Source organism: Oceanobacillus luteolus (assembly GCF_042678205.1).
In the GTDB taxonomy this organism is placed as follows: Bacteria; Bacillota; Bacilli; order Bacillales; family Amphibacillaceae; genus Oceanobacillus; species Oceanobacillus luteolus.
Genome location: NZ_JBHUDE010000155.1, coordinates 22600 through 37118 on the forward strand (window position 1 = coordinate 22600; position 14519 = coordinate 37118).

Consider the following 14519-nt stretch of genomic DNA (forward strand, 5'->3'; position numbering starts at 1 on the left):
CAGTGCTAGCTTACGATAGAAGGATTTCGGATTTGTCACGACGGTTGATTTCTGTGACGAGATGTTGCTGCAAACCTTCAAATGCAACTGCAGTTTCGTACAATTGCTCAGCTGTCGCACTTGGCTTCACATTCGAAAAACTCTTCGTCTTGTACACTGCGTCTCCAGATTCTGGATCGACACCAGTCAAGAGAACAAGTTGCAGTGTGGACTGTGTCAAGTCTTGGTATGGCATGTGGCTCACCTCCCTTTCATCTCTATAATCGAAGCGGGAGGAAGATTGGGGGTGAAAAATAAAAAAAGAAACAGAAAAAGGATTTTTTCTGTTTCCTGTTTGTATATATTAAGGTATCAACAGCCTCAACAGCTGCTGTCGGCGATGAAGAAGCTCTTGCGCAACGTTTAGCGAAACGGCTTCAAAAGCTATTTCTTTTCCCGGCAAACTCTGTGCAATCCGCGGGAGATCTTCCGTAATGACGGTTGCAATTCTTGTATAGCCTCCAGTTGGCTGTCTGTCGGCTAACAGGACGATGGGTTGTCCATTTGCCGGCACTTGGATCGTACCAGGAAAGACTGCATCCGAGATGATATCTGCGCCATCCACATGTTCAATGGGAGGGCCTTCGAGTCTTGTGCCCATGCGGTCGGATTGGGTTGTAATCTTATAGCTTTTCGTTAAAAAGGTATGGATACCTTCTTTCGTAAACGCATCCTCGTCCGGACCGAGGATGACACGGATTTTATTTGGGGCATTGTAATTTGGAATTAAGTCAGGGTGGAGGCTTCTGCCTGAGCGTTTCATGTTAGGATCGCCAGTCGGCAAAAGATCTCCCTTCGATAAATAATTACCAATTCCACCTTTTGCATAAGTCGACCTACTCCCCATCACTTTAGTGGTAGTGATACCCCCACTAACCGCAATGTACGCATACGCACCATCCATCGGCTTGCCGAATTTGAGAGTTTGTCCTTTTTGCACACGATACGATTTCCATGTTTGAATTGGTTCATCGTCAAGCGTAGGAGAAAGATTGGCACCACACACGGCAATGACAGTATCTTTTACAAATCGGAACTCAGGACCCATAAGTACGGCTTCGATAGCGGCTGCTCCGTGCTTGTTTCCGACGAGGATATTCGCCACCTGTAACGCAAACATGTCCATCGCACCTGCTACTACCATTCCGTATTGCTGATAACCGGTCCGCCCGAGATCTTGAATCGATGTCGATAGACCGGGTTTCATTACTTCAATAGTTGCGTTTTCCATTTAGGATCCCACTCTTTTTATCGTAATGCCGTTCTTTACCAGGTCCTGTCTTAGTTTTGTGACAAACGCTAACGCCTGCTCCGAATCCCCATGGACACAAACCGTATCCGCCTGAATAGGAATATTACTGCCATCTACAGCTTCGACTTTCCCGTCTTTCACCATCGTGATTACTCGATGGACAGCCTCATCCGGGTCATGAATCAAGGCGTTAGGCTCCGTACGAGACGTCAGTGTTCCGTCCGGTTGGTATGAACGGTCAGCAAATACTTCAGCAGCAGTTTTCAGGCCAATTTTTTCCCCGGCTTTTAAAAGCTCGCCGCCAGAGAGTCCAAATAGGATGAGCTCGGGATTCACGTCATAAACCGCCTGGGCAATGGCCTGCGCTGTTTCCTTGTCACGAGCAGCAATATTATAAAGTGCACCATGGGGTTTCACATGGTTGAGGACAGTCTTATGGACTTTTACGAATGCTTTCACAGCACCGATCTGGTATACGACCATATTGTATATTTCTTCCGGATTGAGAAAAAGATTACGACGGCCAAAACCTTGAAGGTCAGGGAAGCCAGGATGGGCACCGATACCGACATGATTCTCCAGCGCCATTTTGACCGAACGGCTCAATACATTATGGTCTCCTGCATGATAACCAGCGGCAATATTTGCTGAACTGATATGTTTCATGACCAGTTCGTCTTGTCCGATGATATAAGCACCAAAACTTTCACCTAAATCACTGTTCAAATCAACGGTATGTTGCTTCATTCTGTAACCCCCTATATGGCTTTATCTTTAATTCATACGTACCTTTCATGATAGATTGATAGATTTCTTCGTACTCTGCTTCCGTTACGGAGCGAAAACGCACATAGTTCCCTGCACGAAGCAGGATCGGTGTGTCACTTTTTGAATCGTACAATTTCAGTGGTGTACGTCCGATAATTTGCCAACCGCCTGGTGAATCACTTGGATACACACCTGTCTGTGAGCCAGCGATTCCTACCGACCCGGCAGGTATTTTCTTCCGAGGTGACTCCAGTCTCGGGGTAGCGATTTTATCAGACATGCCACCGAGATACGGAAAACCAGGAGAAAAGCCCATCATATAAATGAGATAATCATTTCCTGAGTGAATGCGGATGACTTCTTCCTCGGTCAGTTTGTTATGGGCGGCAACATTTTCTAAGTCAGGTCCATACTTGCCGCCATAACATACTGGTATCGTCACCACTTCCGCAGGCGGAATCTCAATTTGGGATAAATTTTCATATAGTTTATGAATTTTTTGACTCAACGCGTCAAATGTAATTTTTTCTGGATTATAAAAAATAGAAACGGTTGTATATGCCGGTATCCACTCCAAGACACCATCAATACGTTCCTTCTCTAATTGGGTGGTGAGACTACGGATCTTTTCATTCGTTTCCTTGGAAATAGATTCACCGAGTACTACACGGAGTCCCCTATCACCATACACTTGAATCTCCAGCATGTTCGAACACCACTTTTTTTATATCCATTATAACACTAGAACAACTGAGGTATCATTTGGAATAGCGTTCGAACTCCTAGAACTGCTGTCAGAATAACAACTATCGCACCAAAAATCGTGAGCCAAATAGGATGTTTGTAATCACCAATGATTTTTTTGTTATGTGCAGCAAGCAACATCGAACCGAGAGTTAATGGCAGGATGAGTCCATTTACTGCACCTGCGACAACGAGTAATGTTGCTGCTTCGCCGATTACGACAAAGACACCTGTTGAAAAGATAATAAAAGCAATAATCCAGTATTTATAATAATCTTCAAAAATTCGATGGAAAGAGCGCAAGAATGAAACGGACGTGTATGCCGCTCCAATCACTGATGTAATCCCTGCAACCAAGAGTACAACTCCGAATAAACGGTAACCAATTTCCCCTGCTGCATGTTGGAATACAGTTGCGGCTGGGTTTGATGGATCTAAAGCGACCCCTTGGGATACAACACCTAATACGGCTAGGAAAAGTAACACTCTTACAAGGGAAGCCACACCAATTCCGAATACCGACGTGCGGTTTACTTCAGAAATGGAATCTTTACCAGTTATTCCTGCATCAAGCAAACGGTGGCCCCCAGAAAATGTGATATAACCTCCAACGGTACCACCAACGATTGTGATAATCGCGTACACATCAAGTTCAAGTGGCACGAATGAACGATAAATCGCATCCCCTACCGGTGGCTGACTGACAAACATCACATAACCGATGAGAAGAATGAGTATTGCCCCCAAGATATTTACGATACGGTCCATTGCCGCTCCAGCCTCTTTTGATAGGAAAATAAAGATAGCAAATGCAGCCGATATGATGGCACCAATTTTCGGATCCAGTCCAAGAAATACGTTCGCTCCGAGACCAGTTCCTCCAATATTACCGATATTAAAGGCCAGGCCGCCGATAACAATGAATATAGCAACTACATAGCCAAGCCCTGGTAGTACTTCATTCGCAATATCTTGACCAGGTTTACCCGAAACGGTAATGATCCGCCAAACGTTCATTTGGGCACCGAAATCGAGAATGATGGATGCTAGAATGACAAATCCAAAGCTCGCTAATAGTGTTTCCGTAAATACTGCAGTTTGTGTAAGAAATCCGGGACCAACCGCAGATGTGGCCATTAGAAAAGCCGCTCCCATGAGTGAACGCCTTCGTGCTCGTTGATCTTTTACTGATAATAATGAGTTCTCTTTCGACATGATTTTCTCCTTTTATTTGAGTATTTCCCAGTAATCTTTATAAAACCACGTGATCATTCGTTATTTTTAAAAGACACCATATGGAGACATAACTAGTATTTTTGCCCCAAAGTATGTTACATTTTGAAGCCCTTCCTTTCGAATGTCAACAGCAAAATTACAATCTGAAAATATCCAGCATTTTCGATAAAAATAAAAAAGTGGAGCAATCAAAATTACCTGATTGTCCCACTTTTTTGAAGTATTTAAGCGATACGCACATATTTGTCAGCCGGCTTTAGTTTAAAAGCTGCTGTAATCAGTAATATTGGAAAAGCAATGTAGATGAGTTTTTTCAATTAGATTCCTACTTTCTGCCAATCTGTAATGGTTTTTGGATAGCAAATTGCTTGGTACTTTTCAAGTTCTGTTGTAGTAACGAGCACCTCCGGATGTTGTTGCATAAATTTCATTTTTTCAATGGTGTTGACGGGTCCGATGATTGGTTGCACACCCATTTTTTGTAGAGTGGTCAAGTCGAGTGTATGAAACGTTTCAAAATCAAAGTGGATGGCGTAATAAGATGCGTATAATTCTCTGAGCAGTAAAAAATCATGAGGATTCGGTGTGTTGGTGAGCAGACCAAGTTCTATTTGTTTCGAAAGGATACGTAGCCTTGCTAGTGAATGATGGTTACTGGATATGACAAAGACATCCTGCATACAGTCCTGCTGGAGGATGATTTCATAAACTTTCTTCTCAAGACCGACGTAATAGCCGATTTGGGCAATCTCGATGTTTTGATTTTTCCTTTGTTATGATAAAGTACTTCTTCTAAGGTGGGGATGCGTTCGTCATGGTTAATCGTAAATTGCAGGAGTTCAGGGTAGGTGTAATGACGAATCTCGCCACTCCCGCTCGTCATTCGATCGATCGTGGCATCTCTAAAAACAACCGGGATGCCATCTTTCGTAAGATGGACCTCGAGTTTCGTATGAGTAAAATTCAAGTTTATTGCCGCTTGAAAAGAAGATAATGTGTTCTCCGGAAAGCGCAAAGGATAACCACGTTCAGCAACACCACGTATTTTCATTTTGTACTCCTTTCAAGTGAACGTACATCGATAAAGGTTCTCTACCTGTATTATAAATGTTGAATATTGAGTGGGTGTTAATTTGTAGTGAATTGTTTGTGAATTAGGGAGTTTGGGATTAAGATTGGGAGATTTTTTCATGGAACAGCGGGATACTTTTTGAACTTGGGCATGAAATATGTGAACTTGAGCATTTAATGTGTGAACATGAGCTTTTTTTATGTCAACTTGAGCATTTTAATTGTAAACTTGAGCATATTTCTTATGTACTTGAGCTTTTTCATCAAATCAGAGAAAAAACCTGGGATAGAGGTTCTAACTCTCTATCCTAGGTTCTATTAATATTGAATATCGGCGTAAAAATTGTGAACACCAGCATATTTAAGCTGACTATCAACATTCCTCAAAATATGCCTCTCATCCATTACCCAAATATTGACCAAAGCTTATTAAAAATACTTGAGATGACGTTGTAGACATTCTTGATCACATCTTCAAACGAAAATCCTGGGCGGTCTGGTCGTTCAGGTTTGCCTGGCTTTTCTTTTGCAGGCTGTTTTTCAATTGTCACGTATTCCACTGTTTCGTGGCCACCTAGGTCGACGACTTGAACTTCGAATACGTTTTCGCCTTCTTCAAGTGCTACTTCGAATTCTAGAGTCTCATTGAACTTTTTCGAACCGTATGGCTGTGACAATTCGTTGAAGTATACATGGTCTCCATTGATGAATACGTCGATTTGGTCGAGATCATCTTTGATTTTGACTTTTAGATCAGCAGTTTCATCTTTTGTTTTCTTTTTAGCATTTACATTTACTTTTGCCGGTGTGGAATCAACAAAATAGCGACGGCTGAATTCCGCTTCGTTTCCGGCATTATCGACTGCTTTTATTTTGTTCAAGTAGTAACCGTCTCTGCGATGGTTGATGGTGAAACTGAAGTTATAACGATCTTTTTCCTCGTCATATGTCACTTCAGCAGGCACGCCATCGACAGTGATTTCGCTGATACCTGAAGCATCCGTTGCGTAACCAGAGATGACTACCTCTTTATCCGTTTCAACTCCGAGCGTTTCTGGAGTTGTCACACGTAAATCTGGTGCTGTTGTATCTTGTGGTACAAGCTCTGCCTCTTGTTCTGTACTGTTACCAGCGTAGTCAACTGCAACGACAGTTACTTCTTGCTCTTCCGGATCTACTGGCTCGTTGAACTCATGCTCGGTTTCACCGTTAACATAAGGTTCTTCGACTACGAGCTCTCCATCGACATACACTTCCCAATAAGCAACCCCACTACCTTTTCCGTCATCAAATTCTACGGTCAAGAGGTTGTCTTTTGGGTCAAGGGCTGCTTCCACTTCAGGTTCGGTAACATCAAGAATAACTGGTAATCTTAGAGTCTGTGGTTCTGCACCTGGATAGTCGATTACCCCTTCCGCTTGCAAGAAGTATTTTCCTTCCTCTGCAGGTTTTCCGGCAATCTTACCATCCCATGCACGGTTACCAACTAGACTGTAATATGCTGAACGTCCGTTGTCATAGTAATTTTTACGGAGATTCGCTTCATTTCTAATCGTGCGTAATACTTTTCCATCTTCATCGACGACTTGGAATTTTACTTGTTTTGCATTCCGCAAGAATGATAGGACGATAAGCGCATTGTCTTGGATGCCGTCCCCGTTTGGTGAGAAAGCGATTTTTTCTGGATCGATTTCACCAGTTGAAAGGTCTTCTCCAAGGATACCGTGTCCCGAATCTCCTGTGCTTGTGAAGACGCCTGTCATGCCGTAATAAGAAGTTTCATCCCATACCGGCTCATCAAAAATTGGAGCTGCATCCCATTCGCCTTTAAATCCAACGTATGGAACAGTTAGCTTCGGATTATTGTCTGTAGGGTCTGTCAGAGTTACAAATCCTTCCAACCAATAACCATTTGTGAAGACGCTGCGTAGCTCTTCATCCACAGAGCTCACATCGATGGTAACGGTGAATGATGTTGAACCGTTTGCTGGCACTTCGATTGTGCTTGTATTTTCGCCATTAATAGTTGCCAGTTCGCCAAGGTCAAGGGCACCAAATAATTTCGGCGCAGTGACGATGTCGCTTCCTGCATTAACTGGCGTATCTGTTTGGACATTGACGTTTGCTTCGTACGATACAGCTTCGTCCGTATAGTTTGTCGCTGTAAGTTCGAATGAAACGGTGTTTTCAGTAACTTCTTTTAACGCTACTTTCGCTTCATTTGTAGCAGATTCTGTGACGACAACCGGTGTGGAAAGTGCTGCATGAAGCTGCATCATTCCTGATCCTTGGCGTCGTGGTGAAACAAGAGCATCCTCAAACTCAATTTGAGTGGAGGTGTTCATCATCAAGTTTTTCGCGAGATTGACACGATCCGCATTTTCATAGCCGAATTCGTTGTCCACCCGCTCAAGAACTAAGGCACCGCCACCAGCCACATGCGGAGCTGCCATCGATGTACCACTCATAATGCCGTATTCATTATCATTTAAAGTAGATAAAATTTGTCCGCCTGGTGCAGTGATTTCTGGTTTGAAATCAAGGTTTGGAGTGAGTCCCCAAGAAGTGAATTCACTCATCTTTCCTGCATCCGGATTTTCAATTGTTGCATTCTCCCCCTCGAAAGTGATGGTGACTGCTTGTCCATCTTGAAGGGCTGCTGCGATTTCGTCCCCATTACTTTTCAGCATAAATAGCTGTGGAATCGTGATCGCCGGGTCACTCGCCATATTCACAATACCGTCTGTATTGTTGTAAATAATCGCACCAACTGCTCCGTTTTCTTGAGCGTTCAGAGCTTTTTCCGTAAATGGATTGCCGCCGCGTTGAATGAGCGCGTATTTTCCTTCGACATCGATATCTTCAAAGTCTTCCGGCAAACCTAGGCCTGCATCTACAACTTCAAATTCTTTTTCATCTACATCATTCGGATGTGTACTTCCTGCAGATAGGAAAGCTGCCGTTTTGGATTCGTCATCAATGCTGTATTCCAACGCATCGACATTCATGAAGTCATTTTCATAAGATGCAACTTGCAAGGAATCATATGCAACACCTGGAGATCCGTTTACACCGTAGTCAGGATTGGATGCGTACGGGTAGTAGTAACCATCACCGAAAAGTGCAGAGTTCCCTGCCGAGATGGACATGAGCACACCGTTTTCCACTGCACGCGTAACGGCTTGCTGCTCCGGAGATTCTGGATCAACAAATCCCGCTCCAGATCCAAGACTCATGTTCAATACGTCAGCACCAAGTTTGATTGCATCATCAATCGCTTTAATGTAAATGTCACCAAACGTCGATTGCATATCTGGGTCATTTCCGAAAACTTTCAACGCTAAAATTTGCGCTTCTGGAGCGATTCCCAGGATTCCTCCGTTTTCTTCATCACCGTTTGCACCGACTGTACCAGCGACGTGCATGCCGTGATAGTTCGCGTTCGCATGGATTTCGCGGATTTCATCGTTCTCATCCATGTAGTTGTAACCATAAGGCACTTTTTCTGTATAATATTGACCTGGTAAATTTTCAGCTGCGATTACATCATTTACGAAGCTTTCTGTAAGTTTACCAGTTTCATTGTCTGATAGAATCATGTCACGATGAGTTGGATCGACACCGGAATCAATGACCCCGACGACCATTCCTTCCCCTTTAAATCCATAATCGCGCCATGCTTGCTGGGCTTGGACAAGTTCTTTACTGTAAATCATATCTTGCTCGACTTCCGGACGTTCATATTCATTTACAACGTGAATCGCTTTTACATCTGGAAGATCGACAATTTTTTCTAGGTCAGCTTGCTTCACTTCAATACTGAAGCCGTTGACGACTGTCGTGAATTCTTGTAGTTCTTTTGCCTTAATCTTTTTCTGTTTGATTTCGTCTTTTACTTTCTTTTGCTTCGCCTGTGCTGCTTTTTCCAGACGATTTTTTTCGGACTTAGCGAGCGATTCATATTTCATGCCACGCTGCGTTGCGATTTCGATAGGAGCTTTGTCCTCCATCTCCACAATGACCCGTACTTCCTCTTCCGGATCGACCGTTTCTTTCAACTCTTCTAAAGCCTTATTCGGCTTTTGTTTTGCTGCATTAGGTAAGTCTCTCACCATTGCACTGGCGAAAGAGAAATTACTGAAGACTAGTAAAAATGCTAAAAATACAATTGCGATACGTTTTCCCATGTCCTTCCCCCTATGATCAGATTATTCTCTGTCGAATCTCCGATGTTATTGTCCTCTCTGAAAGAATTGGTTCCCTCCCCCTAGACCATATGTAACATTTGGTCTAATTTTCAGATATATCAATTTTATAGAATTACGATAATTCTATCTAGTGTGATAAGTCTTGGGTCATAGGATGTGGAAGTATTTGGTAAAAGTGATAAATTACCTAAGAAATAGAAAAAAGCCCACCCGAGAAATCTCGAATGGACTCGAATACTTGTCTTTTATTCACTGCGCTGATGGATTTTCCAGCGGATTCTTCTTAAACGATCAATAACTGGACGTTTGCCCCCCATGACGATACCCGCAAGTTCGGCGAATATATGGAGGAAAAAGAATACGAACAGCGTGATCACCACGGAAAATTTTAAACTCGCTTCCGAGAATAGTATTGCTAAGCCGCCGAATACCGCACTGAACAAGTAAATGATCAGCACTGTTTTTCTATGGCTGTAGCCCGCTTTGAGCAGCTGATAATGCATATGTTTATTATCGGCAGCCATGATGTTTTCCTTGTTATAGGCCCGGCGTACAATCGCAACAAGCGTATCGAAAATCGGTACGGCAAGTACTATGATTGGTACGACGAAGCTAAAGAATGCGACGTTTTTAAATAAACCAAGCATGGAAATGGCTGCGATCATGTACCCAAGGAAGTTCGATCCAGTATCACCCATGTAGATGCTTGCTGGATAGAAGTTGTGAAAAAGAAAGCCGATATTTGCACCAATAAGCACGATGCAAAGAAAAGCTGCAATTACTTGAACATCAATAAGGGCCATGATAAATATACTGATTAATGCAATCGTCGTTACACCTGTCGCCAGTCCATCCAGACCATCGATGAGATTAATGGCATTCGTGATGCCGACTACCCAAAGTACGGTGATCAGGACACTGAAGAATCCGAGGTCAACCATCCCGATGAATGGTAAAGTGACACGTTCTATAATGAGACCTGACGATACGAGAAAAGAAGCAGCGATAAGCTGGCCAGTCAATTTTGCAATAGGTTTAATTTGGAACCGATCATCAAGAGCCCCTGTAATAATGATTACGAGTGCTCCAAGGACAATTTCGGGTAAGTGTTCATGCTCTGGAGCCAGGTAAAGCCCTCCAAGCAAAGCGCCTAAAAATATAGCAATGCCCCCAAGTCTAGGCTTGACTTCCTTATGGATCTTACGGTGATTCGGGAAGTCTACCGCACCTACCTTCATAGCAAATTTCTTTACAGGATAAGTGAGCAGGAAGCTTGCGATGAATGCGATCATAAAGGCAATCGCTAAATCAACGAAATTCAACATAATATTCTCCTAGTCATCATAATAAGTGAGACACTTACATGTATCGACTAAATTATAACGAATGTGAGGTAGATTGGGCAAGTTACATTGTGATTTCAAGATTGGCATTTGGCAAATCAAGGTTTTAGGGCTGTTACGAATTCAGACAGTTTGGTAAAATGATTTGGAAGTTAATTTTTTAAGGGGAGTTGAGTATATGGGCGTTTATATTTTTGTATTAGCTGCAGCAATTGCAGTATTTGGTATTTTAATTTTTTATAAAAGAAATGTCGAGCTAATTAAAGAAGACCCTAGCAAAACCGAAGAAGCACATAAAAATTTCTTCATCGGCGCAGCAATCAGTGAATCGATTCCATTGATTTTAGTCATCATGGGCATTGTCAATCTCGAGCAAGTCCCAGTGGAGGAGATTTACTTCCCAGCAATCATCGTTGTTTTCCTTATAGTATTTTCCGTGTTCTTTATTTTCCTGCAGCGGGCAGTTGGAACGGACGAGGAGAGTAAGCCACGGGTAACAACCTTTTCCCTAATTGCCGTAGCAGTGACGAATGCAATACCGTTTATTGCGCTTTTGTTCTTGTTTATGTCGACGCAGGCTTAGTGGTTGGTGATGTTGTAGTCTGTCTTATTGGCGCTTGCCTTGTTGGGGTGAGCGTTTTTTTGTGTGGGGTGAGCGGATTTGACGAGGGAGCGAGCGCATTTTCGTGCGGGGTGAGCGGATTTCATGGAGTCATGAGCGCTTTTTCGTGCGGGGTGAGCGGAATTCATGGAGTCATGAGCGCTTTTTCATACGAAGTGAGTGGAATTCATGGAGTCATGAGCGCTTTTCCCTCCGATGTGAGCGGGATTTACATGACCATGAGCGCCTTTCCCCCGCTACGAGCGAATTATCAAAATCCCTCCCACCTATTCCCCCATTCCTTTATTTCAACTACTGAAAAGTGTACAATTTGAATAGGTGAATTTACAGGATAGGTGGTGACATGAAGTGATAAACGCAAAAGAACGAGCCAGCATAGAAAAGGTCTGCATGATCGCTGGGAAAATCATGCTGATGAGCGGGGCGGAGACGCATCGGGTGGAAGATACGATGCATCGGATGGCCCGTGCGTTTGGTGTGGAGAGTGCCCAGGTACATGCGACGCCGACTGGGATAAATTTCTCGACGGGCGTGGCTGAAATGAATAGCTTTTTGCGGATTTCGAAACGGCCTACTGATTTGAATAAGATTGCGGAAGTGAATAATATTTCCAGAAGAGTGACGGCTGGAGAGCTTGATATGGATGAAGCTTATGTGCTGCTGCGGGAAATAGAATTAGCGGCACCGGGATATACACCGTGGGTACAAATCGTCGCGGCTGCACTTGTGAGTGGCTGCTTTGCGATCATGTTCAAAGGTGAATGGATCGATTTTTTACCTGCCTGTCTTGCTGGTGGGCTCGGATTCGTGGTGATGTTTTATATGGACCGGTTGCTGGAAATCCGCTTCTTAGCCGAATTCTTTGCAGCATTTGTCATTGGTGTCAGCTCGTACCTGTTCGTCAGCAATGGATTTGGGATGGAGTTAAGTAAGGTGATCATTGGCGCGGTGATGCCGCTCGTTCCGGGATTGCATATTACAAATGCCATCCGGGATCTCGTGGCGGGCCATCTCATATCTGGAATATCCAAGGGAATTGAAGCGACATTGACGGCATTTGCGATTGGCGCTGGTGTGTCACTCATTTTCGCATTTGTCTAGGAGGGATTTTTTTGACGATACTTGCACAGCTTGTCACGAGTTTTATCGCATCAAGTGGATTCGGAATCCTTTTTGGCGCGCCGAGAAAATCCCTAATTCAATGTGGTCTCGTCGGAATGTCGGGGTGGATGCTGTATTACTATTTGACCCCAGGCTATATGAATACTGTACCAGCGACGATTTTCGCGGCAATGCTTGTCTCTGTGCTGAGTTTTATCTGCGCCAGAACTTTCAAGGTGCCAATCATCATATTTAATGTTTCAGGAATCATTCCGCTCGTTCCAGGGGGACTTGCGTATAATGCGATGCGTCATTTTGTGGAAAATGATTATACGACGGCGCTGGAATTGTCAGCTGAGGTCGCGTTACTTGCTGGCGGAATCGCAATTGGCTTGATGTTTTCAGAGGTGGTGCGGGAAATCGTACGAAAGCTCGCACCGCGGAAATAAAGTGGAAGTTTTACTGTAGTTCGTTTTTATTGCGAATTTTTCATTATCCTATAAAATAAGTGTAATCCAACAAAGCGAGGGGTAGCTGAATGAATGCACAAGAAAAACCTAAAGTATTGATTATCATTTTCGGGGCAACCGGGGATTTGGCAAAGCGGAAGTTATATCCTTCCATTTATCGCCTCGTGCGGAATGAGACGATCAGCCAGGATTTTGCAGTCGTTGGTTTGGCGCGGAGAAATTGGTCGGACGACGTTTATCGTCAAAATGTAATGGAATCGGTGGAACAGGCCTTTGGCGACTGTGAGGAATTAGAATCCTTCGCTTCCCATTTCCACTACCAATCCTTTGACGTGACCGATGAGGGGAATTATCTTCAGGTGAAGGAATTGGTGGAGAAACTGGAATCAGAGTATGATACGAATGGAAACCGCCTATTTTACTTGGCTATGGCTCCAGAATTCTTCGGCAGTATCGCCAATAACCTGAAGGAATATGGCTTGAAGGAAACAGCTGGCTGGACCCGTCTCATCATTGAAAAGCCGTTCGGGCATGATTTGAAGACGGCTAAAGAATTGAACAGTCAAATTCGTGAAGCCTTCGATGAAGAACAAATATATCGTATTGACCATTATCTCGGAAAACAAATGGTGCAAAACATAGAAGTCATCCGTTTTGCGAATGGAATTTTTGAGCACTTATGGAATAACCGCTTCATCTCGAATATCCAGATCACTTCGAGTGAAACGCTTGGTGTGGAGGATCGCTCGCGGTATTACGATGACTCCGGAGCTATTCGGGATATGGTACAGAACCACATGCTGCAGATGGTCGCACTTCTTGCGATGGAACCGCCGATCAAGCTGACGACAGATGAGATCCGCTCGGAAAAAATCAAAGTGTTGCGGGCTCTCAGACAACTGGAGCCGGATCATGTGCATGAGCATTTTGTACGTGGACAATACGGTAGCGGCGTCGTAAATGATGAAGAAGTGATCGGCTACCGTAAAGAATCAGAGGATCTCGTCTTTTCCAATACAGAAACATTTGTGGCGGGGAAAATTTTAATTGATAATTACCGCTGGGCTGGCGTGCCATTTTACATACGGACAGGAAAACGGATGTCGGAGAAACGGACGAAGATCGTCATTGAATTTAAAGATATCCCGATGAACCTCTACTTCAAGAGTGACCGGGAACATCATCCGAATCTGTTGGTCATCAATATCCAGCCTGATGAGGGGATCGCCCTTTATCTGAACGCGAAAAAAGCTGGCGCTGAGGCACTTGCTGAGCCGATTGAACTGAGTTATAAACAAGGTGCAATGCCGGCTATTAATACTCCAGAAGCCTACGAGAAGCTTTTATATGATAGCATGATAGGAGATGCGACAAACTTTACCCATTGGGATGAAGTCGCACTTTCATGGAAATATATCGATCCGATTTTACAAGTTTGGCAAAATGAGCAGCCGAACTTCCCGAACTATGAATCTGGTTCGATGGGACCGAAAAAATCCGACAAGCTCTTAGGTCAGGATGGATTCCATTGGTGGGAAGTATAACGGGTCTGATGGAATAATAAGACCTGCGGTGATATGTCAAGAGTAAAATAAATGATTATTGAGTTATCAAGGTTCAATTATCTTAAAAAAGGCAGCACTAAACTAACCCAGTAATATTTAC

At 43.6% G+C, this 14519-nt stretch carries 13 protein-coding genes; 4 read left to right on the top strand and 9 right to left on the bottom strand.

What is annotated here, in order from left to right; all coding sequences use genetic code 11:
* Positions 1 to 10 precede the first annotated feature (10 nt).
* The 9 genes from ACFSBH_RS17270 to ACFSBH_RS17310 all read right to left on the bottom strand — a co-directional run bounded on the left by ACFSBH_RS17270 (position 11) and on the right by ACFSBH_RS17310 (position 10643).
* Positions 11 to 235 carry a DUF1659 domain-containing protein gene (locus ACFSBH_RS17270; RefSeq protein ID WP_379598817.1) on the bottom strand — a complete coding sequence of 75 codons (225 nt, stop codon included), beginning with the start codon at positions 233 to 235 and terminating at the stop codon, positions 11 to 13.
* A gap of 108 nt (positions 236 to 343) precedes the next feature.
* Positions 344 to 1270, bottom strand: coding sequence for a 5-oxoprolinase subunit C family protein (locus ACFSBH_RS17275; RefSeq protein ID WP_379598819.1), 927 nt, complete (start codon positions 1268 to 1270; stop codon positions 344 to 346).
* Positions 1271 to 2038, bottom strand: a complete 768-nt coding sequence (locus ACFSBH_RS17280; RefSeq protein WP_379598820.1) for a LamB/YcsF family protein — start codon at positions 2036 to 2038, stop codon at positions 1271 to 1273. It lies immediately after the preceding gene.
* Positions 2019 to 2765, bottom strand: a complete 747-nt coding sequence (pxpB, locus tag ACFSBH_RS17285; RefSeq protein ID WP_379598822.1) for a 5-oxoprolinase subunit PxpB — start codon at positions 2763 to 2765, stop codon at positions 2019 to 2021. The genes ACFSBH_RS17280 and pxpB overlap by 20 nt, the downstream gene beginning before the upstream one ends.
* Before the next feature lie 35 nt (positions 2766 to 2800).
* Positions 2801 to 4018 carry an NRAMP family divalent metal transporter gene (locus ACFSBH_RS17290; protein WP_379598824.1) on the bottom strand — a complete coding sequence of 406 codons (1218 nt, stop codon included), beginning with the start codon at positions 4016 to 4018 and terminating at the stop codon, positions 2801 to 2803.
* A 338-nt stretch (positions 4019 to 4356) separates the two neighbouring features.
* Positions 4357 to 4719 (bottom strand): hypothetical protein, encoded by a 363-nt coding sequence (locus ACFSBH_RS17295; RefSeq protein ID WP_379598826.1) that lies wholly within the window; start codon positions 4717 to 4719, stop codon positions 4357 to 4359.
* On the bottom strand, positions 4677 to 5090 hold the full coding sequence (locus ACFSBH_RS17300; protein ID WP_379598828.1) for a glycerophosphodiester phosphodiesterase: 414 nt from the start codon (positions 5088 to 5090) through the stop codon (positions 4677 to 4679). Before ACFSBH_RS17300 ends, ACFSBH_RS17295 begins: the two co-directional genes overlap by 43 nt.
* Before the next feature lie 424 nt (positions 5091 to 5514).
* Entirely contained in the window at positions 5515 to 9297 is a 3783-nt protein-coding gene (locus ACFSBH_RS17305; RefSeq protein ID WP_379598830.1) for a S8 family serine peptidase, read from the bottom strand.
* A gap of 266 nt (positions 9298 to 9563) precedes the next feature.
* Complete coding sequence (locus tag ACFSBH_RS17310; protein WP_379598832.1) at positions 9564 to 10643, bottom strand: glycosyltransferase family 4 protein; 1080 nt, start codon at positions 10641 to 10643, stop codon at positions 9564 to 9566.
* 196 nt (positions 10644 to 10839) lie between these two features.
* On the opposite strand from ACFSBH_RS17310, the gene ACFSBH_RS17315 reads away from it, so the two are divergent.
* From ACFSBH_RS17315 to zwf, 4 genes are all read left to right on the top strand, one after another.
* Positions 10840 to 11244, top strand: a complete 405-nt coding sequence (locus ACFSBH_RS17315; protein ID WP_379598834.1) for a hypothetical protein — start codon at positions 10840 to 10842, stop codon at positions 11242 to 11244.
* Between the two features lie 387 nt (positions 11245 to 11631).
* Entirely contained in the window at positions 11632 to 12384 is a 753-nt protein-coding gene (locus tag ACFSBH_RS17320; protein ID WP_379598836.1) for a threonine/serine exporter family protein, read from the top strand.
* Positions 12385 to 12395: 11 nt separating this feature from the next.
* Positions 12396 to 12833: a threonine/serine exporter family protein gene (locus tag ACFSBH_RS17325; protein WP_379598837.1), complete on the top strand. Its 438-nt coding sequence runs from the start codon at positions 12396 to 12398 to the stop codon at positions 12831 to 12833.
* An 89-nt stretch (positions 12834 to 12922) separates the two neighbouring features.
* Entirely contained in the window at positions 12923 to 14398 is a 1476-nt protein-coding gene (gene zwf / locus ACFSBH_RS17330; protein ID WP_251516075.1) for a glucose-6-phosphate dehydrogenase, read from the top strand.
* The last annotated feature ends 121 nt before the right edge of the window (positions 14399 to 14519 follow it).

Coding starts and splice junctions, on each gene's coding strand:
- ACFSBH_RS17270 (WP_379598817.1), bottom strand. CDS start 235: ATGCCATACCAAGACTTGACACAGTCCACACTGCAACTTGTTCTCTTG.
- ACFSBH_RS17315 (WP_379598834.1), top strand. CDS start 10,840: ATGGGCGTTTATATTTTTGTATTAGCTGCAGCAATTGCAGTATTTGGT.
- ACFSBH_RS17280 (WP_379598820.1), bottom strand. CDS start 2,038: ATGAAGCAACATACCGTTGATTTGAACAGTGATTTAGGTGAAAGTTTT.
- ACFSBH_RS17290 (WP_379598824.1), bottom strand. CDS start 4,018: ATGTCGAAAGAGAACTCATTATTATCAGTAAAAGATCAACGAGCACGA.
- ACFSBH_RS17275 (WP_379598819.1), bottom strand. CDS start 1,270: ATGGAAAACGCAACTATTGAAGTAATGAAACCCGGTCTATCGACATCG.
- pxpB (WP_379598822.1), bottom strand. CDS start 2,765: ATGCTGGAGATTCAAGTGTATGGTGATAGGGGACTCCGTGTAGTACTC.
- ACFSBH_RS17300 (WP_379598828.1), bottom strand. CDS start 5,090: ATGAAAATACGTGGTGTTGCTGAACGTGGTTATCCTTTGCGCTTTCCG.
- zwf (WP_251516075.1), top strand. CDS start 12,923: ATGAATGCACAAGAAAAACCTAAAGTATTGATTATCATTTTCGGGGCA.
- ACFSBH_RS17295 (WP_379598826.1), bottom strand. CDS start 4,719: ATGCAGGATGTCTTTGTCATATCCAGTAACCATCATTCACTAGCAAGG.
- ACFSBH_RS17305 (WP_379598830.1), bottom strand. CDS start 9,297: ATGGGAAAACGTATCGCAATTGTATTTTTAGCATTTTTACTAGTCTTC.
- ACFSBH_RS17310 (WP_379598832.1), bottom strand. CDS start 10,643: ATGTTGAATTTCGTTGATTTAGCGATTGCCTTTATGATCGCATTCATC.